Below are 22,280 nucleotides of genomic sequence, written 5' to 3'. Positions count from 1 at the left end.
AGAGATGATTTTGCGCCAAATGAACCATCTTCAGCCTGGCCTTTCTCTCGTCTCGACATGGGTCCCCATATCCCAATGTCCATTCAGTACTCGACGGGTTCTCTTTACACTGACTGCCTGCATGCGCGGAACATCACTGACTGTTGGTAGCGGAGCGATTGCCCTTGTCCGGAGCATTGGCAGACTGATCTGGCCAGCACGCTCGGTACTCGGCCAGTTACGAGGGCTGGGTGGCAACTCACCGGTTGCAAGAAACGGGGATCCATCCGACCGGCTTGCCCGGGCTGTCATTGATCGATAGGATGTGCCCCATTCCAAGAAGGCAGGAGCAACATGATTTTGCGACAACGCGTGGCGACAAGACTCCTGCTGCTGGTCTGCATTCTGCTGCTCAATTGTGCACTACAGCCACTGACCAGGCTGGCTCAGCTGGAGATAGCCGCTGGCTGCCATATGCTGACCGCCCCATCCTCCGCCATCGATGTCGATGAGGATGGCCGCGCAGCAACGCCGCAACCCGGCAGTTGCCATCTCAACGGCAAGTGGCTCAGTGCCGCCAGCCTGCAATGCGCCGAACAGATCTTCTTTGCCATCGCATTCCTGATCGCCCTGCTGGCATCACTGCCCCGTTGCTCGCCCCCACTCCCCCCACCCAGAAATATCTCTCCGCCAGAACGGCGGCTTCATCTCACCCTTTGTGTCTGGCGAGAATGAGTCAGTCGCGGCTTAAACAACCCTGACTTTCATTTTCAAGAGACAACACCATGTCAAACATCTTCAAGACTGCCCTCTTGCTGGGCAGCCTGCTGTGGCAATCCATCGGATTGGCCAGCGATACCGGCTGGCTCACCAGCCCCCGCAACGATCACGCACAAATCCGGCTGCAAGCAGATAGCCGGGATCCGGCACAGCCCCGGATGCTGCTCAGTCTGGCACTCGAGTCCGGCTGGAAAACCTATTGGCAAAACCCGGGTGAAGGGGGAATTGCCCCTGAAATTCTCTGGGATGATCCCCAACTCACTCAACAATGGCACTGGCCAGTGCCAGAGCGATTCGCGGTCAGCGGCATGTCGACCCAGGGGTATCAGCAGGCCGTTACCTTTCCCATCAGCCTTGGCCATGGCAACCGCAAAGAGTTGACCGGCACATTACGCCTTTCAACCTGCAGCAACGTCTGCATCCTGACCGACTACCCTTTTGCCCTTGCTCTGGATGGTACGGCACCGGACGGGTTCGATCTTGCCTATGCACAGGCGATGAGCAAGCTGCCACAAGCCATGCCCAAGAGCGTCAACCTCCAGGCTGGCTACCAGCAAAACCGGCTACAGCTGAGCGCTAAGCAGCAAGAGGGGTGGCGGGCTCCGCAGATTTTCCTCCAGCAGCTGGAGGGGGTCGAGTTTGGCGAGCCCAGCCTGGAGGTGCAGGGCAATACCCTGATTGCCCGCATTCCGGTCAGCGATGGCTGGCAAGGGGATGCACCGGATATCCGTCATCAGCAATTGGGCGTGGTACTGGTCAATGGTGATGAAGCCTGGCAGCGCCAGGTCACCATAGGTGATCCCCTGCCACTACCCGCTGGTGGCCACTCGCTGCGCTGGATCCTGGGGGCTGCACTGCTTGGTGGGCTTATTCTCAACCTGATGCCCTGTGTGTTGCCGGTGCTGGCCCTCAAGCTGGGATCAGTACTGCAACTGGAGACCCGTGAGCGTCGCCCGGTTCGCTTGCAGTTCCTGGCGGCAAGCGCAGGTATCCTGGTCTCCTTTTGGACGCTGGCACTGATGAGCACCCTGCTGCGCGCCACCCAGGGGGCCGTCGGCTGGGGTATCCAGTTCCAGAGCGTCTGGTTTATCGGCTTCATGGTCGTGGTGACCTTGCTGTTCTGTGCCAACCTGCTGGGGCTGTTCGAGATCAGGTTATCCAGCAATGTCAACACCCGCCTGGCAACCGCAGGTGGCAACGGCATGGCCGGTCACTTTCTGCAGGGCTGCTTTGCCACTCTGCTGGCAACACCCTGCTCCGCCCCTTTCCTTGGCACCGCAGTCGCCTTTGCGCTCGGGGCACCATCCGGTCAACTCTGGCTTGTCTTTACCGCACTGGGGATTGGCATGAGCCTGCCATGGCTGCTCATCGCCGCCCTGCCCCGTCTCGCGCTTTGGCTGCCAAAACCGGGACGCTGGATGGGGCGCCTGCGCATCCTGCTCGGCCTGATGATGCTGTGCTCCAGCCTCTGGCTGCTCAGCCTGCTTGGCAACCATATCGGCCATAACAGGGTAGTGATCCTGATGGTGCTGATATTGGTGGCCCTGCTGCTGGCGGTCGTATGGCGCCACGGTATTCGCGGTGTAACCCTGGGGCTGGCACTGGGCTGCTTGCTGGTCGCCGCCCTGCTGCTCGGCAGCGCCTTCACCATGGAGGGCAAACCACCACAGGATAACGTCAACTGGCAGCCTCTCTCGGAGCTGGCCATCCAGGACGCCCTGGCACAACACAAGCGGGTCTTCGTCGATGTGACCGCCGACTGGTGCATCACCTGCAAAGCCAACAAATTCAACGTGCTGCTGCGCGATGATGTGCAACGAGCCCTGAGTGCCCCCGATGTGGTGGCCTTGCGCGGGGATTGGAGCCGCCCCTCCGACAGCATCGCCGGCTTCTTGCGCCAACGCGGCAGTGTGGCCATTCCTTTCAACCAAATCTATGGCCCCGGGCTACCAGGTGGCGAGATCCTCTCTCCGCTGCTAGATCGTGCAACTCTGCTGGCCACTCTGGAGCAAGCTGCGCACGCCCCTGTTCAAGGAGAAACAAGATGAGATATATCCTGCTCATACAGATCCTGCCGGAAGAGCGGGGCATACCCGCAGCGCAAGGGGGAAATTATCGGCAATCGGCTGATCTCCCTCATATAGCGCTCGGGGGCAACGTCAAAAACGCACTGGTCATCAAGGGGCAGTCATGACAGCAACATCATCCCGAATCCTCCGTCTGCGCCGCTGGAGCAAGGAAGCCCTCTGGCTGCTGCTGTTGGCGGTGATTATCTCGACAGCGCTGGACCTCTGGCGCAGTCCGGCGCTGCCAGAGGGAAGCCCGCTGCCTAAACTGCTGCTGCAAGATGGCACTCTGGCCGACCTGCAGACAATGAGCCGGGACAGACCACTGCTGATCTATTACTGGGCCAGCTGGTGTGCAGTCTGCCGTGTTACCACACCGACAGTGGAGCAGCTATGGCGAGACGGCGAAAACGTGCTGACAGTGGCGCTGCGCTCCGGCGACCCAGCCAGGTTGCAGCAGGGGATAGCCAGGAAGGGGCTGACCTTCCCGACCCACAATGATGAGCATGGCGACCTTGCCGCCCGCTGGCAGGTGAGCGTCACCCCCAGCTTCCTCATCATCAAGCAGGGTAAAGTGGTGAGCACCACCACTGGCTGGAGCTCTGGCCCGGGACTGAAACTGCGGTTGGCCTGGGCCAGCCTCGGCTAACTCGGCCCGCCTAGGAACACCATTGCGGCCCCTCTTCCCGCTGAAGAGGGGCCGCAATGGTATCGTTCTGACCTCGATTCAGAAAAAGGCCGGAGCCCGCAGCTACGCTGTTTAGCTTTTCCCCACCGGTGATGGCATCTTGCCAAACCAGTGCTCCGACAGTTTCTGCGCCTGTTTGACCTCCGGCTTGGTCATCGCTGCTTCCAGCTCGTCGCGAGCCTGCACCGCCTCCGGCATCCCTTCTGTTGCTGCCAATGACAGCCAGGCATAGGCATGTACCCGGTTACGCGGAGCCCCCAGTCCCTCTTCACGCATGGTTCCCATCCGGTATTGCGCCATACGATCACCCTGTTGGGCCGCCTGCCGATACTGCTTGAGTGCCAACGCGTAATCTTCTTTACCCCCTTGCCCCAAACGCAGCATTTCACCGTAGGCATAGAGTGCAGCCCTATTCCCTTTCCGGGCGGCCTTGGCATAGCTGGCTCTGGCCTGCTCCAGTTCACCTTGCTCCTGCTGCAGTGCTGCCAGATCGAACCATGCCCTGGTCACACCACCGTCAGCAGCACGCATTAACCAGTGGATCTGCTGCTCCCGGTCTACCTGCTGCAAACTCAATTGATATTCGGCCTCATGGGAACCGTGTGCAGCGGCCAGCTCCAGCCAGTAACGGCCCAAAGCAGGGTCTGCTGATACCAACTCCCCGGCCAGATAAGCCTGGCCAAGCCAGAGCTCGGCTTCAGCAGAACCGGCATTGGCAGCCCGTTGATAGGCAGCGAACCCATGGATAGGGGCGGCCTGTCTGGCTTGCTTTAGCAAAGCGTCCGGTTGCTGCTGGGCTGCTGCCTTGTCGTTCCAGCGCTGCGCAAGATCCGGCCGTTTGGCGACCCCTTTACCTTGCGCATAGCGCTCGCCCAGCAGGTACTGGGCATCACGGTTGCCAAGCTCTGCGGACCGTTCAAGCCACTTGACGGCATCCGTATCGGCCCCCGGTTGGGTGCTGTACCAGCGGGCCAGTACCAGCTGAGCGTCAGCATGATCCCGCTTGGCGGCCTGCTCGAACCAGTCGAGGCATTCACTCACCAGTTTGCCTTGATGCTGCTCCTGGCACATCACGCCCAGTCGATAACTGGCATGGGTGTTGCCAAGCCGCGCAGAGCGTTGCCACCACTGGGTAGCGAGCGCCGGATTTTTGGGCTCACCGAGCCCGGCCTGATACCAGTCACCCACTTGCCACGCAGCGTTGGCGCGGATCTGCTGATCGGCAGCCAAGGGGCCCGACTGCTCAGCCGCTTGCTGCATCCAGTGCATGGCATTGGGGTAATCGGGTTGGGTTGCCAGCCGTCTGGCCAGCTCATATTGGGCGCGGCCATCCCCCTGCTTTGCAGCTTGGGATAGCTCGGCGTCAGTACGTGGGGCAGTGGAAGAACAGGCTGCAAGCACACTGACTGCCACTGCCAGGCATAAGACTCGATATGTCATGGGAAATCCTTCGCAGAGTGAAAAAATGAGAATAAAACAGGCGCTATTGCAAATTGCACCGTTATTGGTCAATCAAAGGGCAAAGAAGCTGAATTACAGCCTCTTCGCCCTGAATTAATAACCGAACTCTTTGCGCGTCGAAACCTCTATCAATTTATGTTCAGGTAAGAAACCAATAATATCATTCAATACGTTTTCGTATTTTTGCGCGTTAGTGAATATGGTTGCATGCCCCTCAGAGTCAAATGGCCGACCAAATATATCAATGCCATATACACCTCTATAAATGGTGATGTCAGCTTTTTTGGAAAACTTACAACCATAATGATTTATTTGAGGTTTCATATTGGTTATTTTAAAGGCCAGAAATGCACCGACACCTGCACCGGCCAGTGCCAGCGGCCCCACCAGACCCACAGCGATGATGCTGCCCACAATCAACAAACCACCAATGCCGCGAGAAATGGTATAAGCCACTTCCGGGATATTGTCCTGCTGGGTGTAGTAGATCCCCTTGGCGGTCATTCGGTAGTGATAGAGTTGATTAGGTGAAAAAATATAACGTCCTTGAAGTGCTCCTAATACACCAAACACCAGAAACATGAGGGTTATTTGCCAGTCATGCTCATTATCACCGTTAATAAAAATCATTAAACCAATAAACCAAAGTAAACCGCATAAACCCGCAGCCATCTCTCTCACCAACCTCTGCCGATGAGCAATCTGCCACTCATATAAAACCGGCTCCTTTTGCAACTCAAGGTATTGCTCGCTGTAGTAGTGGTTGGCGCCATCAGCCTCTGCGTTCTGAGACTGTTCTGTTGTTTCACTCATGTTATTGCAACCTTATGATGGTGCCTTTCACTGGCAGTGTGATATCAGATTCTACGGTCAAGACCACTCCACTGGTAAAGGTTGCTCTTGCCACAAAGCGCTGCGCCTGCAGGTGGCACCATTATTGGTCAATCAAAGGGCAGATAAGCTGAATTGCAGCCTCTCTGCCCCATGGCTTAATAACCGAACTCTTTGCGCGACTTGGCTTCGGTAATTTGATAGTCAGGGAGTGAACGAGCTAAATCATTTAGCACGCGTTCATAATCTTCCTTGTGTGTTAACACAATGCCGTACTGCCCCGTCTCTCTTGGCATCTCTATAATTTTGATCCCATAAACATCTCTAAATATGGAAAGACCACCAAAACCTTTGAACTGACAGCCACTATGAAACACTCTTGGTTTCATATTGGTAATTTTAAAGGCCAGAAATGCACCCGCACCTGCACCGGCCAATGCCAGCGGCCCCACCAAGCCGACAGCAATGATGCTACCCACAATCAACAAGCCACCAATCCCGCGTGCAATGGTGTAAGCCACTTCCGGGATCTTGTCCTGCTGGGTGTAGTAGATCCCCTTGGCAGTCATTCGGTAGTGATAGAGCTGGTTGGGGTCAGTTAAGTAGCGCGAAAAAATAACACCCCACACACCCAGTATTAAAAGCACCCAAATTAACGGCCAGGGGTTCTGACTATCGCTATTAATAAAAACCATTAATGCAATTAGCCAACACACACCACCCATTAACAGTGACGATGACCATGCTGCTCGCGGGGCATGGTCAATATGCCACTCATATAAAACAGGCTCCTTTTGCAATTCAAGGTATTGCTCGCTGTAGTAGTGGTTGGCGCCATCAGCCTCTGCGTTCTGCGGCTGTTCTGTTGTTTCACTCATGTTATTGCAACCCTATGATGGTGCCTTTCACTGGCAGCTTGATTGTTGATATAACCGGGTAACCCGATCTCAAGCTGCTGACCCTTGAGGCTGACAGGCGCTATTGCAGGTGGCACCATTATTGGTCAATCAAAGGGCAGAAAAGCTGAATTGCAGCCTCTCTGCCACATGGCTTAATAACCGAACTCTTTGCGGCTTAACACTTCCATCTCATCAAATTGAGGAAGCTGTTTTTTCATAAACGCATAAATTTCCTCAAAATTTTCAGGCATACAATGTACAACACAGAAATTTTGAACTTTAAAAGGGATGCTTTCAATTTTTATTGAGTACCCAGACCTAAATGTAGAGAATGTGCCATCACCAGAGTGAAAATAACGTCCAAAATGATTTATTTTTGGCTTCATATTGGTAATTTTAAAGGCCAGAAATGCACCCGCCCCCGCTCCGGCCAGTGCCAGAGGGCCCACCAAACCCACTGCAATAATGCTACCCACAATCAACAAACCACCAATGCCGCGAGCAATGGTGTAAGCCACTTCCGGGATCTTGTCCTGCTGGGTGTAGTAGATCCCCTTGGCTGTCATTCGGTAGTGATAGAGTTGATTGGGGGTAAAAAGATAACGTCCCTGAAGTATTGCGACAGCCCCAAAAATAAAAAGGAATATATTCCTAGGGAAAAAACCCTCACCATTCGTTAATAACAAATAGATCCCGATTGACCAAAGAAAGCCACCTATGGCAATCGGAAGTTCCCATGCAAGTCTCTGCCGATGGTCAATCTGCCACTCATATAAAACCGGCTCCTTTTGCAATTCAAGGTATTGCTCGCTGTAGTAGTGGTTGGCGCTATCAGCCTCTGGACTCTCTACGCTCTGCCGTTCTGTGGCGTCACACATCTTATTTCAACTCTTTATTTGGCCTCTGAGCAGGTTGAGGCAGCATCAACATAGCCTCTCAACCTGTTCACCCTCTGAATTCACGATACGTAAAGACTTCTCTTTCATTATGATTCGGGGTGAACTGCCTGGCTATTTTGTAAACATGATCAAAATCATCAGCATTGCAGTTAATCACTATGTGATTAACTAACTTAAAGGGTGAGCTTTCAATAATGAACGCATTATCCTTTCTATATGACTTCAATGTTCCTTCTGCGGTATAAAGTGCACCTAAATACTTTATTTCCGGCTTCATATTAGTGATTTTAAAAGCCAGAAATGCACCTGCACCTGCACCGGCAAGCGCCAGCGGGCCAACCAAGCCTACTGCGATGATGCTACCCACAATCAGCAAGCCACCAATCCCGCGTGCAATGGTGTAAGCCACTTCCGGGATTTTGTCCTGCTGGGTGTAGTAAATCCCCTTGGCAGTCATTCGGTAGTGATAGAGTTGATTGGGTGCAAATAAGTAACGCCCCTGAAGCGCAGCCAAAACACCTGAAACAAAAAAGAAAAGACTTAACTGTCTGTCAATATTATTATTACCAAATATTAAAAAACCAATACTGATGGCCCACAGCCCCCCCCCAACCACTGCAATGGCTAACCACACGCGATATTGTTGATGATCAATCTGCCACTCATATAATACCGGCTCCTTTTGCAATTCAAGGTACTGCTCGCTGTAGTAGTGGTTGGCGCCATCAGCCTCTGCACTCTCTACGTTATGATTGTGCTCTGTGGTGTCATTCATCTTATTTTAACTCTACAAGGTGCCACGGGCCATAAAGCACAGGGGTTGGCCGCTTAAACGCTCTGCCACCGGGTCGCCTATCTTGCTCTGTTATTAGTCAATCAAAGGACAAAGAAGCTTAATTACAGCTTCTTTGTCCCCATGTCTCAATAACCAAACTCCTTACGGCTCGCAGCTTCAATCACTTTATAGTGCGGCAACGCTCGCGTGATATCACCAAGTACACGTTGATATTCCTCCGGCTTGCTAAATACGAGTGCGTATTCCCCTCCACTATACGGGATCTCCATGATTTCCATACCGCACAGCTTGCCAAAAACTGATATTTCACCTGCCCCCTTAAAAATACACCCATAATGGCGGATCCTTGGCTTCATATTGGTGATTTTAAAGGCCAGAAATGCACCTGCACCTGCACCGGCCAATGCCAGCGGGCCTACCAAGCCGACTGCAATGATGCTACCCACAATCAACAAACCACCAATCCCACGCATAATGCTATAAGCCACTTCCGGGATCTTGTCTTGCTGGGTGTAGTAAATCCCCTTGGCAGTCATTCGGTAGTGATAGAGTTGATTAGGCGAAAAAAGATAACGTCCTTGAAGTGCTCCTAATACACCAAACACCAGAAACATGAGAGTTATTTGCCAGTCATGCTCATTATCACCGTTAATAAAAATCATTAAACCAATAAACCAAAGTAAACCGCATAAACCCGCAGCCATCTCTCTCACCAACCTCTGCCGATGATCAATCTGCCACTCATATAAAACCGGCTCCTTTTGCAACTCAAGGTACTGCTCGCTGTAGTAGTGGTTGGCGCCATCAGCCTCTGCACTCTCTGCGTTCTGCTTGTGCTCTGTGGTGTCACTCATCTTATTTCAACTCTATCAAGGTGCCCTGGGCGGGCAGTTTATCATCGATCTCAGCGGTCAATACCACCCCTTTGGCCAAGGTACCGCGGGCCATAAAGCGCAAGGGCTGGCCACTTAAACTCTCTTCCGCCGGGTAACCTATCTGCAACTGCAGTTCATCCCCCTGATTGGCCGCGACCACCAATGTCACCTGCCCCGCCTCTTGGCTGGTCATCTTGATGGCGGCCTCTTGCGCAGGCCCTAATACTGCGCTCACCGCGGGGTAGCTTTGGCCGGAGGGCGCATAACCGAGGCGCCTTATCGACAGCTGCAAGGTGATAGTGCGCAGGTGCGGCGGCAGCGCAACGGTCAGCGTCTCCCCCTTGAGCTCCACCGTCGGCTGGCAGGCAACCCGCTCATACTGGAGCAACTCTTCAGCCGCAGGCCACCCGGCTGGTTTGGTGCCCCAGGTGGATTGCAACAGCCAGCGCTCAATAGGCAGACGGCTGTAGCGTGCCAGTATCACGGTGGCGGCCAGATAGAGCAGGCTGCCGATACCGATAGCGGCAACCATCCAGGGAGCCCAGATTGCACCAAGTGATGCTCCAGCTATCAGATTCCCGGAAGCCCACAAGGCTGGTATACCCTGCGCGATCAGGCCACCTAGCTTGAGTTGGTAACCAAATCTCTCCATATCGGCATTGGTATCATCCTTTAGCTTGGCGCGTGTTTCCCACGCCTCCAGCCCCGCCGCCAGCAGCCCCAGCCCGGTCATCCAGCCAGTGGTGAGCGCAAAGCGGCGCACCAGGGCGGGGTTCTCCTTCATGGCAAGAGCCAAGCGTTTCTCAAGAAGATGGTCAGGCACCACCACCTGCCCTTGCTTGATGGCGACCATAGCGCTGCCGGTCCAGGCGGCGGTGTAGGCCAGGTTGCGGCTCAGCTCCTGCTGTGCAGCAGGGTTGCCATGCAGTTTGCGCGCGCTCTCGTCATACCCTTGCAGCGCCACCGTCAGGTTGGCGATGTTGAGCAGGGCCGCCAACCCGCCAAAGTTGCCCCACTCTTGCCACACCTTGGCAGCCGCTTGTGCCCCTTTCGCCCCTTGCCGCTGCAAATTGAGGTAGCTGGTCATCTTACGTTCAAAATCCTGCTGCAAACCGCCTTCCAGCAATAACAGGCGGGGCCATTTCAGCTGCGACCACTCGGCGCCTGCCGCCTTCATCCGGCCAAGGTGGCCCTCTGTTATCTTGCCGGGCGTTGCCAACTTGCCAAGCAGGTTGCCCTGCACCTGAGCCACAAAGGCTTTGCTCTCGGCCGCAAATGCGGAGTTGATGCGCACCTGCTGGCCGGTGTGAATGGATTCGAGTACCACCAGACTCAGAGTGCGGCCAAGTTTTTCACCGCTGAGCAGATGGGGATGCAGCAACTCGCTGAGCTGTTGCCATGGCTTGATGGCCGCCCCGGCGATGGCCGCTTTGAGGGCGCTCATGGTTGCCTTGGCCGCCTCATGGAACCCGCCAAACAGCTTGCTATTGCTCAGAAGATGGTTACTGGCTATCGCTTCCATCGCCGCCAGCGCATTGGCGACACCGGTGATATTGCCCACCCCAATCCAACCGGGATTGTTCTCGAGCTCTTTTTTAACTTCGATATCAAAGCCGTAGTGTGCCAGCGCGGGCAGCGCCCCCTTTTTCAATGCCTTGGTCAGCGCGGCCCCCCGTTGGGTATCGGGGGCAAAAAACAGGCTAAAGAGCCACTGGCTACTGCTGGCCAGCAAGAGGGTCTGGGTATCCTCCGTCTGGCTATCAAGCCCCAACAGCAAAGGGGAGGTCGGTAACGCCTGCAGTAACTGCAGGGCATCGTCATAGGTCGCCAGCCAGCGCGGACGCAGAGCATCCACGCCCCGCGCATATTGCTGGATAATCCCTTCCAGCCCAGACCAGTTCACTTCGTCATCAAAACGCACTCCAGGCCAGCTGGCCCACTTGTCGGGGTTGAGGCCCAGCAGCTTGAGTTCAGCATGCTGCGCCATCAGGCGCTGCTCGGCCCCCAGATCGATGTAGTGATTACCACTCCCCTTACGCTCTTTGTAGTCATGGTTGGCAACCAGATATGACTGCAACTGCTTCTTGAGCTTGAAGGTCGCCAGACGGTCGCCTCTGGCTGAGACCGGCAAACTGCTCTCATCAAGCTGTGGCAGAGCCAGCATCTCGGTGATACCGGCCATGTTCCAGCGGTGGCGGGTGTTGTCGTCATGAAAGGGATGTTCATAGCGGAGGATGATGTCGCTCAGGCGCTCGGTCACATCGTGCATATCCGAGATAAGGTCATCGAGTGCCACCACCAGAGCACTCTTAAAATCTGGTATGCCAGCCTTGCTAGCCTCCGGTGAGCCTGCGGGTTTGTCGTGCCACAGCTTGCCAGGTTTAATACCTGCGGGAGCCTTAAGGGGGGCACAACTATTGACGAATCCCTTGTTGGGCAAGCCCATGTCGGCTACGTGAGTAGAGAGCAGGTCGAGCAATCCCGCATGCTCGCCCCCCATCTTGCTGGCCAGCGAGAGCAGATTAAAAGAGCGCATCCCTTTGCTGCGCAGGCCGCTCTCTTTGCGATACGCCTTTTTCAGCCGCTCGGTCCAGCGCTGATGGGAGAAGGCCATCGCCACCTTGTGGTTGGCCGGATAAAGCAGATGCCCCTTGCTTCCCTTGCTCTCGTGAATAAATTGGCTGCCTTTAACCTCATACTCGTCGAGAATTTTTGCTTTTTCATCAAAGACATAGAGCCAGCCATCGCGCAGTTGGCGCAAAGTGTAAGGCGTTGCCTTTAGATCCAGGGCGCCCTTGAACCCTTTCGACGGTAAGGGATGAGGTTGTTTGGCTGGCACGTCAAAGAGCTCATCTAGGGCATAACGCACCGGCACCAGAGCCATCTCTTTGTTTTTAAAAGGGCAAGTGCCAACCGGACTTTTGCAATCCTTGTTGCCGGCAGCGCCAGCTGCTTGATTAGGGGTGCTCATGAGGTTCTTTCCTGTGCAATGACGTGTTGCTCTGCCCAGCTGGCAGCTTGTTCAACACGTTGTGACGGGGTCTGTGCCGAGGGGGTAGTCAATAACTTGGTCACGACCGGATAGGCATCGTCCTGCCACCACGACTCGCCCAAAAATCCCAACACATTGAAAAACAGCAGCAAGTCGCGTTCGGTCTGAAATCCAAGTTGATAAGCCTGCTCGGCCCAGCGGGCAATCCAGTTCTGCGGATCACTCTGCTGCGCCAATCGGGCAGGAAACCAGTGCGCCATGTGGTGATAAGTTGCATCCAACTGGTGTTGCCAGCTCACGTCACTCAAACGTGCCCACTGTGCATCGGTTAGTCTGCATGTATCGCCAATCGGCTCGGCAAGTGCCTCTTTGACCTGCCAATGGAGCCAACCTGTGCGGGTTGGCAGCCAGACCTGTGTGATCCCTCGCCAATACCAGGGATCCGCATCCACCAATAGACATGCCATGGTTTCCGGCGCTGCCAGTTTGAGCAGAATACGGCTACCGTAGGGACTTTCGACCTCGATAAGCTGGCGCAACTGGTCAGCCAGCGGCAAAAGGGACAAAGGGGATGAAAGCAGCCATCCGGCATTGGCGGGCAGCGTCTGAAACCGGCTGAGCAAGGGCTCGCTGGCCTCAACCAGACAGGGCGAGACCTCCCGCAAACTATCCCATGGAGCGTAGAGATAAAGTGGCTGGTAAACGGGGCTATCGGTTACCTCAAACAACTGCCGTTCAAGCTCGGGGATCTGCCCGCCATCGAGCAGCAGATAGAGTTGCTCTCCTTTGGCCAAATCAAACTCGGGCAAAACCATTACTGGCTCTCCCCCTTGGCCAGTTGTTCACAAATCTCGCAGACCGGCTCTGCCGATTTGAGCGTTGCAATCTGGCGCACCGGATCCATAGGCACAGGGGGGGCAACAACCTCAACCGCACCGGGCTGGATCGGCATCTGCCCAGCCCAACCGGAGCCAGAGCCAGGACTGCCGCCGGAGTTCATCTTGATGGAGCCACCGCTTAGCGTGACGCCACCGGCGTCGAGCTTCACAAAGCTGCCACCCACCTTGAGGGTCAACTCGGCGCCGGCCTCCATCACGATCTTCATGCCAGCCTTGTGATGCACCTCCTGACCAGCATCAACCAGCAGAGATTGACCCAGCTTCTGATGCATGGAGGTATCCACCGTCAGCGAATAGTCCCCCTTGATCTGGTCACGCTTCTCACCCTCCACCGTCAGGTGGTCGTTGGCCTTGATGCGGGTGACCCGTTCGTTGTCGATATCGCGGTGCTCGTCGTGCTTGATATGCCACGCCGCATCATTTTCGATAAGCACATTCAGGTCTTTCTGACCGTGGATATAAATCTCTTCCTGCCCCGCCTGGTCTTCAAAACGCAGCTCGTTAAAACCCTCGCCCTTGTGGGTTTCGGTGCGCAGCACGGTGCGAGTCTTGTTGGCCGGCAACTCATACGGTGGCCGGTTGGTAGCGTGGTAGGTGCGCCCCGTCACGATGGGCTGGTCAGGGTCTCCTTCCAGAAACGAGACAATCACCTCGTGGCCGATACGCGGGATGGCCATCATGCCGTACTGGCCGCCGGCCCAGCCTTGCGATACTCGCACCCAGCAGGAGCTCTGGTCGTTGGAGCTGCCATATCTGTCCCACGGGAATTGCAGCTTCACCCGGCCGTGCTCGTCGCAGTAAATCTCCTCGCCCTCGGGGCCGACTACGATGGCGATTTGCGGGCCGTCCACCATCGGCTTGTGGGGCGCCTCGGGGCTGCCGACGCGGGCCCGCCAGGTGGTGCTTGCCTTCACCACGCCAAATTCGTTGTGGTAGACGGTCGGGCCGCTGCCGCCCTCCTCCTCCAGCGCCTGGGGTTGCTCACCGGTGTGGCGGATATGGACGATTTGCCAGTCGGTGTTAAGGCTACCGTTGGGGTGTTCGGTCAATGAAAAGTGCTGGCCCGGCAACAAGGCGGCGCAGTTGGATTTGCCACTGCCTGCCACCGCGTCATTGCGCAGGGCATCGAGCCGGTGCTGGGCAAACGCCTTGCCACTCGGGTCCTGCTTGTAGCGGCCCGGGTAGTCGAAGTGCTGGTAAGTGTCCCGTTGATGCTCAAGCTCTGCGCCCAGCTTCTTGTGGGAGAGGCCATAGGCCGGGGTCTTGAAGCTGTAGTCCTTGAGCTCCACATCAGAGGGACGCACCGCCTCGCGGTAGTGGAACTGGCGCACGTAAGGACCTTGTTCCAGCGAACGGTTGCCAAGGTTGAAAAAGAGCTCGGGGCCGGCAGTCAGGGCTGCGGCATCGTCAGCAAAGACGATGCGGTGTTTGCCTTGCTCGAATTCGTGGAAGTAGAACAAGCCCTCTTCGGCTGCGAGGCGGTTCACGAAATCAAGGTCGGTCTCGCGATACTGGACGCAGTACTCGCGCTGGGCATGCTCATTTTTCAGGGCAAAGGCGTAGTCGGTGATGCCGTGCTCTTGCAGCAGGATGCTGAGGATTTCGTCGGGCTTCTGCGCCTGAAAAATGCGGGAGTTCTGGCGCAACCCCAGTCGCCACAGGGCGGGTTTGACTTGCAGCTGATAGCGGGTGCGACGAAAGCCGCTGTCCCCTTGGGCAAATTCGCTCACTACCCCGCACACCCGGCGTTGCAGCTCGCCGTTGTACCACACCATGAGCTCGCAGGGCTGGTCCAGCACGGCGCCAAAGTCGACATCAGGCTGGCTGCTGGCCACCTCCAGCTGCAGATTGAACGGCCGGTTCAGCCCCTCATCCAGCTGGAAACTGGCCACCACGAAGGTGCTCTCGGGCAGCGCCCCCACCTTGGCGGTAAATTGTAATCCTGTGCTATTGGCCATCTTGTGCCTTCTCCATAGCTACCGCACGCCCGCGGCGCGCTACTTGGTGGTTCGATGATGAGATAAAGCCATCATTGACGGCCTTACCTCATAACCGATCAAAACAGTGACAGCACTCTCTAACCGGCCTGTCCGCTACCGGAACCAATCACTACGCCACCACAATCCACCGCGGTGCCGGTTATAGCGATAGGTTTGCCATTGACCAGCACAGACCCTACGCCTCCGGCGATGCTGCGCGGGTGAGGTGGATTGTTGGGCTTGTCGTGGGGTGCCAGTGGATCACCCTGACGGGCCACAGGCTTGCCATCGAGGAACACGTCAGGACTGGCAGCTATCACCGGGGTCGGTGGAAAGCCATCGTGGTCGGTGCCAATGTCACCGAGCAGTGCGATAGCGGGACACATAGTCATTCTCCATATGAGCGGGGAGACGCAACGGCATCCTCCCTCTGCCCCTGTGACAGCCGGTGAAACGCTCCGGGCACAGGGACTTTTGATAAACAACGAATAAACAGAACAGGCCACAGCACAGGCTATGCCATTCAGCATCGGTAAAATTAACCAAATAAAATCAGCCAGTTACCATTTTTCGATAAACAACAGGGTGGGCTGTTAGCAAGGAATTGCGCAAACTGAGCAATTTCCCTGCCAAATGTTGCACCTATAGTTAAACACTCCATATCGTGCGCAAAATATTGCGTAACACAGAGTAATCAACTATCAGGTAACCCATGCTGTAGTTGGTAAAGCCGAATATTGAGGGCTTGCAAGTCACTCTCTATTCCTTTCAGCTCGGCGGCTGTAATAGGCTCCTGCGACGCTTTTCGAGCCTCCAGTTCGCTCAGTCGCACACTGAACGGGATCCCCTGCATCAGGTTCTTTTGCACCTCGTAGAGCTGGGATTTGAGGTAGGAAATCGTGACTGTCTTGCGCTGACGCTCCAGCTCCAGCAGTTGAGCGATCAGGGCATCGACCCCGGCGCGCGCCTCCAGATAGGTTGGCACCCGGTTGAGGTCACCCTGCTGGCCAGCCAGCGCGGTCTGCCACTGTTTGTCGAGGGCCTTGACCGCCAGCGAGTCGGGATAGAGCATCTGCAGCGAATTGCGCAGCCCATCGCCATAACGGTACCAGTAGAGGGGAGAGGCCCGCTCCAGTCGGTCCAACTGGGCCTGATAACGTGACACCAGCTCGTTCTCCATCCCCTGCAGGGTCTGCTCCCCCAGTACGATACGTGCCTGGCGAATATCGTCATAACTGAGGGCCTGTGGCAGCGCTGCGGCGGGTTGTTGCAGCCGTTGCGCCGCGATAGCCTTCTCCTGCTGCTGATGTTGCCACCCAAACCACCCCATCATGGGCAAAGCGCAGCTGAGCAGGCCACAACCAAACCAGAACCAGGCGGGCCGCTGTTTTCGATGCGGCTCGATCTTGAGCACAGTCGGCTTGACCTGTCCCTTCTCGCGCCCCACCAGAATGCTGCCCTGAGGCAGGTGCGGGGTCGATGCCGAAGCCACGCTGCCGTGGCTCTGCTCAATATCCGGCTTGAAAAAGACCATCGGCGGGATCTGCAGCTCCTCCTTGAGTCCCGGCTCATCGGAGACGATGACGATCTCTGTCTCGTCAAACAGATGGGTGTACCCCTCGATGAAGTGCACCAGATTCTCGACCCGGGGAATGCGACTGAGGCCGACGTTGTGCAACTTCTCGCTGATGAGTTGCAGTGCACGCTCGCAGCGGTAGATCAGCCGCTTGTCCTCGTGGCTGATCTGGTACTGGCGGATCACGTCGCTGATGCGGGCGATAAACCAGTCGAGCATCTCGATACGGGCCCGCTCCTGGTGTAACGGCGGCCAGACACTCTCCCACTGGGTGACGATCAGATTGGCGAGAAACTCGCACCCTTCGGTAAAGCCACTCAATCCCTGCAGCCGGGATCGTGCCAGGGTGAAGTAGATGGCGGTCTGCAGATCCACCCCGTGCTTTTCAAAGATTTGACTGGCGAGCTGATGGATCCGGACCCAATCCACCTCGGGGCGGGAGGCGTGACTGAGCTTGTTGATCTCGGCGCGCAGCGCCTCGTATTCCGGCAACATTCTGGGGTCTCGCCCCACCTTCAATGCCTGCTGGCCTTGTTGATTCTGTGACATATCGGCTTCCAAGATGAGAGGGGCTCGTATGCCCCCCTGCATGATCAATAGAGGGATTCAGGCAATCTGAACTGGCTGAACAGGCCGCCGGTAAAGGGGTTCTGGGCACTGTCGGTATAGACCCGATAGGTCATGGCGCCGTGATCCACTGGAAAACGGACATCAAAGGTGGCGTCGTTGACCCGGGTCAGCTCCCCCTTGTCCATCAGGCGGAACATGGCCCAGGGTCCGACAAAGCCTTCGCTGCGCGGCGACCGTTCACGAGCAGCCGGTACCAGGGTGATCTTGCTCTCGGCCCCGTCGCGCATGGTGTTTGGCCACACCAGCGGGATCTTGTTGCGACGACCGTGGGCATACTCCAGCAACTGGCCATCCAGATTGAGCACGCTACGCCGCTTGTTGGCGGTGAGCTCGATGGGCTCGAGGGCAAATTGCACCTCCAGATTGCCCTGCTGACTGAAGAAGGTCTGGCGGATGCGCGCCGCGCGATCCAGCTGCTTGACCAGCTCGGCCTGAATGGGTGAGCTCAGTTCACCCTCCATCAGCCCGCCTTCAACCATCGGCTTGAGGTTGACCTGATAGAAGCTGTCCAGCGTGCCGCCGGGGGCAAAGAAACGTTCCATCTCTGAGAGCGGCACATCCTTGGCTGAGCCCGGGTTAAACGGATAACGATCTGCCAGTTGGCTGTTGAACGGTGCCAACACCTTCTCCTGCCACTCCTGATTGAGGGATGACATCGCCAGATCGACCACCAGTTGCGAGCTTTGATCCGCCAGCTGCCCCACCCAGCGATTGAGTGGGTCTGGCAGGCCACGGGCATACTGCTGCAGAGCAAAGACCGGGTCTGCATACTTGTTGGCCAGACGCAACTGCACCGCCTTGAGGGCAGACTGTCCCGGCTCGGTGGCATTGACGATGAGCTCCATATAATGCTGCAGCTCAATCAGCTTCTGGTTCACTTCCGAAATCAGCGGCCCCTGCTCGCCACGACTGGTCAAGACACCGTTGGTGGCCATAAAGGGTCGACCGATACGCGCCGTGAGTGCCTGTGCCGGATCCCCTTCCACATCGGACAGTTTGCGAATACGGGTGTTATCATCCAGTGCGGCCAGCACCCGCAGGAACGGCTGGTCATTACCGGTAATGGTGGAGAGCACATCCAGCGCCTGCTCGGGGCTGGAGAGAGGCTGGATGTCAAGGTTAGTCAGCAACGTCTGCCATTGGTTGACGTAATCGGTGACGTAACGATCGTTGACCTGACGGGTGATATCCTTGCGATCGGCCTCGCTCAACTGGCTCAGCTTGCGCTGGCCCAGTACCCAGGCATCCATGGCGGTCAGGTCGAGCAGCGCCTTGTCCTGCTTGAGGAAGAAATCGCTGAAACCGGGCCAGGTCAGCAGACGCGGCACCTGACCGGCACTCTCGTTGCGCAGGGCAAAGACGGTATCAAAGGCGGGGCCCACCTCGTCACGCACGTTGAGAGCAGGCGGCAGCACATCGCCCGCCTTCACCACCAGATTCTGATAGACCCGCTGATACATGGGCAGCTTGCCGAGCTCCCGCTGGGCGCCATACACCGGCTCCTTGAACGGCAAAAATGCCGTGATGGCGGCCTGATCACGAGCGGCACGAGCGCCATGCCAGTCGGTATGATCGAGGGCATAGTCAAGATGCCCCATCAGCTGCTCCTGCACTGCCCCCTGCCCCGGGAACGCTTTTTGCCAGCGGTTGGCCATGTACTGCTCCACCAGCTCCTTGTTGCGACCAGAGGCATCATCCAGCATCCGCATCACCCGCAGAATGGCAAGCTTCTCCTCGCTACCAGCCGGCGCCTGGTCGAGATCGTCCAGCAGCCCCTGCATCTGGGCCGGCAGAAAGCTCAGACTCAGCAGTTGCAGATAGGATCCCTCCACATAGGGGCCAATTTCGTCCCCCTGATAGAGGCCGAGATCCGCCACCAGCGGCATGCGTTCCCGGTAGTTGCCAAAAGAGAGGGTCGCCTCGCGAATAAGGTTGAGACGCGGCAACTGGCTCACCCCGAAGGCGTGGGCATCGGCCACCTCATTCGTCTCCATAAAGGCCTGCGCCTTGGTCAGTACATTGCGACCCGCCTCCTCGTTGACCCGGTAAAAGTAGTGCCAGCCACCGATCAGGGCGGCAGAGAAGAGCGACAAACAGCCGAGGCCTATGGTCATCCGGCGGCGGCGATAGAGGGTATGCAGCCGGTTTTCTCCGGCCAGATGGGCCTCCGGGAAGATGATCGAGGAGAAGAGCTTGCGCACGAAATAGGTGTTGGACTCCCCGCGCAGGGCGGAGTGGATCGGCTCGGGCAAGCTGTAACGCCGGGAAGCGGCCTGGGCAAAGGCATCGAACGGGACACCTTGCTGATAAACGGAGCTGATATAGACGCCGCGCACCAGCAGTGGCTTGCTCTCTTCAATGGTCAGGGTTTCATCGAGCAGGCTGGTCACATAATCCTTGAGACCCGCCAATTGACGGACAAACGAGAAGAGGGCGTTGCGCTGGGCGGCATCGAGCCGGGCCAGCATCATCTCGGGCAGATTGCGGTTGAGGTTGTCGACCCACTGATCCCAGAACAGCGCCAGATCCTGCTGCCAGGATTTGCCCTGACTGCTGCCGGGGTTGAAGGTCACCCCCAGCACGGCGTCACGGGCCTCTTTATCCAGCTGTTCATAGACCACATCAAAGCCGCGCAGCATATCGAGCTTGGTGAAGGTGACATAGAGCGGCAGCCGGGTATTCATGGTGGCCGACACCTCTTGCAACCGGGCACGCATCAGCTGGGCATAGGCCTTGCGCTCGGCCACGCTGGCCGCAGACAACCACGCCAAATCAACAGTCAATACCAGACCATTGAGGGGCTGGCGACGACGATGCTCGTTGAGCCAGTTCAGCAGATGCAGCCAGAGCCGCTCATATTTGCGAGACTCCGGCTCCTGCTCGGTCTGGGACAACAGCACACCGGCCGGATCCAGCATCACCGCTTGCTCCCCCAGCCAGCAATCGACCAGCTGGCCTTGCGCCACGTCCCGCAGTTCGGTATCGAGCCTGGGATTGAGTTTGTTGGCCGGGTTGGCACGGTGGATCAGGCTGCTCTTGCCGCTGCCGGGCAGCCCCAACACCAGATACCATGGCATGGCGTAGAGCGCCCCCTTGCCAAGGTGTTCATTCAGAGCTTGCAACCAGCGATCGAGGAACAGCGCCTGTTTGTCGATGAGCCCTTTGACCGGATCCTGCTCCAGCAGCACCTCATGCCGGCGCTCGGCCTTGAGCTGTTTCATCTTGCGCCATACCCGCCAGGAGAGTACCCCCAGCAGCAACCAGAGCCAGAGCAGGGTGAATACCACCCGCCCCCACAAGGCCTCGAATGGCCTGGCATCACGGATCTCGATGCGAGGCCCCAGCCACCACACCAGGATCAGGGCGACAACCCACAGCACAGCACCGAGCAGGGGCCAGGAGGGTTTCAGTTTCGGCAGCTGTTGCCTCGACAAGGTAAAAATGGTTTTGAACATAAAATGTGATCCAACTCCGACTCAATGACTCATTTCGGCACTTATTTCGGCAAATGGGTGGCATAGGGGGCCAGGCGGCTGACCAACCCGGGCTCCCACTGCGACAACCCGAGGCGATCTGCCTCTTGCCACAAGTGTTGATATTGCTGGCGCGCAAGCGCCTCCATGCCTTCCTGCTCCAACAACTCCGCCTGCACCAGCAAGGCATGGAAGCGGGCTCTTGGCTCTTTCATCTGTGCCATCCGCTCATCAAGCAGGGAGAGCGCGGCGGCAATCCCCTGCTCCCCATGACGCAAGGCGACCTCCTCGGCCAGCTCGGCCTGTCCGCTGCTGCCCCCACTGCTCTTGGCAGGCTGCAACCAGCGACTGCACTCGGAGGAGAGAAACGGAGAACCATCGCTGAAGGTAAGATCCCGCAGCGCGGGAAGACGCAGCAAAAACGCATCCAGCTCCGCCATGATCGCCTGCGCCACCGCGCCATATCCCAGCTTCTGGGCCACCTCGGCCGAGAGCCTGTGCCCCTCGAACCAGTAAGGGGCCAGCGTCAGGCTCTGCTCGATGCGCTGCCAGAGCGCCAGATCTGGCGTGCCCATGGCGGCGCGATACTCATCCACCATGTCCACCGACATGGAGGCCAGCTGGGTTTTGTTCCCCTGCGCCGTCATCGGCGGGGTGGTGATGCCGGCCCAGATGGCGTGACGACGCAGCCGATAACCGATCGCAGCCTCCGGCTGGCGCTCAATCAGCAGCTCCGCCACCTTGAGCTGGGTCTGTCGCCATGCCCGATCGTTGGAGTTGTCAATCTCGATGCCGGAGCCCTTGCTGCTGCCACTGAGCACCATAGCGCTCGCCATGCTGCTCGCGCTGGCGGTGGCTGCAACAGCGCTGCTTGCAGGTTGAGTTCCGGCATCAGCCTGAGCCTGGACAACCTGTTGTCGCTGCGCTCGCTTCAACCCCATCATCAGGGGATCCAGCAGCTCGCTCTTGTCGGGGCACTGGGCCAGCCAGACGGCCTCCAGCTGTTCAGCCTGCGCCAGCAACTGAGCCAGCTCGGCCGCCGAAGCGCTCTCGCTCACCCTCGGCAGGGCCCCCTCGAAGCGCTTGATGATCTGCACCATCAATCGCTGCTTCTGAGCCGCATTCCCGGGCCAGGCCAACAGCCAGTAAGCCTTGATCCAGGCTTCCAGCAAACTCAATGCCGCTCCCATCGGGGTCGCTTTGGCCGGATGTTGCAGGCAGCGCAACAGCTGGGCCAACACCCGCATATCCTTGGTGCGACTCTCCAGCAACCCCAGACAGGCTTCGGCCACCGCATTGAGATCGACCTGGCTGTGGGCAAGGGAGCCCAACTTGACCAGCTCGGTCTCCACATAGTCCCAGCGCGGTTCATCGGCCAGCACAGCCCCTTTGATCTGTGCATCCGGCAAGCTGGTGAGCAGACGGCTACACCAGGGGTGTTGATAGCTCATTTGCCC

At 57.2% G+C, this 22,280-nt stretch carries 17 protein-coding genes; 4 read left to right on the top strand and 13 right to left on the bottom strand.

The genetic code is table 11. The features are described from left to right. The first annotated feature begins 333 nt into the window (after positions 1-333). From G5171_RS03900 to G5171_RS03885, 4 genes are read left to right on the top strand one after another with little or no spacing between them, the layout of a single operon-like run. A complete protein-coding gene (locus G5171_RS03900) occupies positions 334-714 on the top strand; it encodes a hypothetical protein (RefSeq protein ID WP_421259859.1) in 381 nt (126 codons plus the stop codon). A gap of 50 nt (positions 715-764) precedes the next feature. Then, complete coding sequence (locus G5171_RS03895) at positions 765-2,807, top strand: protein-disulfide reductase DsbD family protein (RefSeq protein WP_421259858.1); 2,043 nt, start codon at positions 765-767, stop codon at positions 2,805-2,807. Beyond that, on the top strand, positions 2,804-2,953 hold the full coding sequence (locus G5171_RS03890; protein ID WP_421250416.1) for a hypothetical protein: 150 nt from the start codon (positions 2,804-2,806) through the stop codon (positions 2,951-2,953). The genes G5171_RS03895 and G5171_RS03890 overlap by 4 nt, the downstream gene beginning before the upstream one ends. Beyond that, complete coding sequence (locus tag G5171_RS03885; RefSeq protein ID WP_421211868.1) at positions 2,950-3,474, top strand: protein disulfide oxidoreductase; 525 nt, start codon at positions 2,950-2,952, stop codon at positions 3,472-3,474. The genes G5171_RS03890 and G5171_RS03885 overlap by 4 nt, the downstream gene beginning before the upstream one ends. A gap of 111 nt (positions 3,475-3,585) precedes the next feature. Here the strand turns inward: G5171_RS03885 and G5171_RS03880 are convergent, their stop codons facing one another. The 13 genes from G5171_RS03880 to tssA form a co-directional block, all read right to left on the bottom strand. Beyond that, positions 3,586-4,953 (bottom strand): tetratricopeptide repeat protein, encoded by a 1,368-nt coding sequence (locus G5171_RS03880; protein WP_421259857.1) that lies wholly within the window; start codon positions 4,951-4,953, stop codon positions 3,586-3,588. A 114-nt stretch (positions 4,954-5,067) separates the two neighbouring features. After that, entirely contained in the window at positions 5,068-5,787 is a 720-nt protein-coding gene (locus G5171_RS03875) for a hypothetical protein (RefSeq protein WP_216978386.1), read from the bottom strand. A 176-nt stretch (positions 5,788-5,963) separates the two neighbouring features. Beyond that, positions 5,964-6,683, bottom strand: a complete 720-nt coding sequence (locus tag G5171_RS03870; RefSeq protein ID WP_421250418.1) for a hypothetical protein — start codon at positions 6,681-6,683, stop codon at positions 5,964-5,966. A gap of 173 nt (positions 6,684-6,856) precedes the next feature. Next, a complete protein-coding gene (locus G5171_RS03865) occupies positions 6,857-7,582 on the bottom strand; it encodes a hypothetical protein (protein ID WP_216978384.1) in 726 nt (241 codons plus the stop codon). Between the two features lie 67 nt (positions 7,583-7,649). After that, a complete protein-coding gene (locus G5171_RS03860) occupies positions 7,650-8,378 on the bottom strand; it encodes a hypothetical protein (protein ID WP_421250419.1) in 729 nt (242 codons plus the stop codon). Between the two features lie 146 nt (positions 8,379-8,524). After that, positions 8,525-9,253 carry a hypothetical protein gene (locus tag G5171_RS03855; protein WP_216978382.1) on the bottom strand — a complete coding sequence of 243 codons (729 nt, stop codon included), beginning with the start codon at positions 9,251-9,253 and terminating at the stop codon, positions 8,525-8,527. Position 9,254: 1 nt separating this feature from the next. Then, a complete protein-coding gene (locus G5171_RS03850; protein ID WP_421259856.1) occupies positions 9,255-12,245 on the bottom strand; it encodes a toxin VasX in 2,991 nt (996 codons plus the stop codon). Next, entirely contained in the window at positions 12,242-13,081 is an 840-nt protein-coding gene (locus tag G5171_RS03845; protein ID WP_421259855.1) for a DUF4123 domain-containing protein, read from the bottom strand. The genes G5171_RS03850 and G5171_RS03845 overlap by 4 nt, the downstream gene beginning before the upstream one ends. Further along, positions 13,081-15,123 (bottom strand): type VI secretion system tip protein VgrG, encoded by a 2,043-nt coding sequence (locus tag G5171_RS03840; RefSeq protein WP_216978379.1) that lies wholly within the window; start codon positions 15,121-15,123, stop codon positions 13,081-13,083. The genes G5171_RS03845 and G5171_RS03840 overlap by 1 nt, the downstream gene beginning before the upstream one ends. Positions 15,124-15,242: 119 nt before the next feature. After that, positions 15,243-15,530 carry a type VI secretion system PAAR protein gene (locus G5171_RS03835; protein ID WP_005347295.1) on the bottom strand — a complete coding sequence of 96 codons (288 nt, stop codon included), beginning with the start codon at positions 15,528-15,530 and terminating at the stop codon, positions 15,243-15,245. Positions 15,531-15,838: 308 nt separating this feature from the next. Then, a complete protein-coding gene (locus G5171_RS03830) occupies positions 15,839-17,269 on the bottom strand; it encodes a VasL domain-containing protein (RefSeq protein WP_216978378.1) in 1,431 nt (476 codons plus the stop codon). A 44-nt stretch (positions 17,270-17,313) separates the two neighbouring features. Then, a complete protein-coding gene (tssM, locus tag G5171_RS03825) occupies positions 17,314-20,805 on the bottom strand; it encodes a type VI secretion system membrane subunit TssM (RefSeq protein WP_421259854.1) in 3,492 nt (1,163 codons plus the stop codon). A gap of 41 nt (positions 20,806-20,846) precedes the next feature. Continuing rightward, positions 20,847-22,274 (bottom strand): type VI secretion system protein TssA, encoded by a 1,428-nt coding sequence (gene tssA, locus G5171_RS03820; RefSeq protein WP_421259853.1) that lies wholly within the window; start codon positions 22,272-22,274, stop codon positions 20,847-20,849. Between the last annotated feature and the right edge of the window lie 6 nt (positions 22,275-22,280).

Origin of the sequence: Aeromonas sp. 600774 (genome assembly GCF_049175075.1) — a bacterium.
Classification (GTDB): domain Bacteria; phylum Pseudomonadota; class Gammaproteobacteria; order Enterobacterales; family Aeromonadaceae; genus Aeromonas; species Aeromonas veronii_A.
This window is presented reverse-complemented; position numbering and strand designations above follow the sequence as displayed.